Source organism: Caballeronia sp. GAWG1-1 (assembly GCF_023631465.1).
GTDB lineage: Bacteria > Pseudomonadota > Gammaproteobacteria > Burkholderiales > Burkholderiaceae > Caballeronia.
Window position 1 is genome coordinate 1 of record NZ_JALQDB010000100.1, and the last position, 1,034, is coordinate 1,034.

The 1,034-nt window shown below is 62.4% G+C and carries 1 pseudogene and 1 other annotated feature; the pseudogene reads left to right on the forward strand.

The features are described 5' to 3' along the window. Positions 1-60: 60 nt before the first annotated feature. Positions 61-1,034: pseudogene (locus NCT03_RS33610) on the forward strand (IS3 family transposase); the annotation flags it as partial. Then, positions 363-479 (forward strand) — a sequence feature (AL1L pseudoknot). It overlaps the preceding pseudogene by 117 nt.

Here is a 1,034-nt window from a genome sequence, read left to right on the forward strand (position 1 = left end):
TTGAACCGCCCCGGAAATGTAGGAGACTTCGGATCTTGGCTGTAACGGGAGATTTGAAGCATGGAAAGCGAAGGCAAGACAAGGAAGCCCACCGGCACGCGATATTCGGATGAGGTGCGGGAGCGAGCGGTGCGAATGGTGTTTGAGCACCAACACGAGTACCAAACGCAGGGGGCGGCGATCCGCTCAATCGCCTCGAAGATGGGGATGTCGCGCGAGACGCTTCGCAACTGGATCATTCAGGCAGAGCGCGACCGTGGCCAACGAACGGGCGCGACAACTTCGGATTTGGCGCGTCTGAAGGAACTGGAGCGCGAGAACCGTGAGCTGCGCACGGCCAACGAGATCCTGCGCAAGGCCTCCGCATATTTCGCGCAGGCGGAGCTCGACCGCCGATCGAAGCCATGATCGCGTTCATCGACGAGCATCGCGACGTCTACGGTATCGAGCCGATCTGCCGCCTGCTGCCGATCGCGCCGTCGACGTATTACCGGCACGCCGGGCGGCGCAGCGATCCGGAGCAATGGCCAGCACGAGCGCGTCGCGATATTGAACTGAAGGCTCTCATCCGGGCGGTCTGGGAGGAGAACTTTGGCGTGTATGGTGTGCGCAAGGTCTGGCGCCAGTTATTGCGCGATGGCGTGAAGATCGCGCGCTGCACGGTTGCGCGCCTGATGAAGGTGATGGGCCTCGAAGGTGTACGGCGTGGGCGCCGGATCAAGACGACGCAGCGCGACGATGCGGTGCCGTGCCCGATGGACCGGGTCAAACGTTAGTTCCGTGCCGAGCGGCCGAACGCGCTGTGGGTCGCGGATTTTACCGATTGCTGGACATGGTCGGGCTTCGTCTATGTGGCCTTCGTGACCGATGTGTTTGCGCGCCGTATCGTCGGTTGGCGCGTGTCGGCATCGATGAGGACTGACTTCGTGCTGGATGCGCTGAACCAGGCGTTACACGATCGCCAGCCACCGCCCGGGCTCATTCATCACAGCGATCACGGGTCGCAAGGCGGATTCAACCGGTCGTCGCAACAC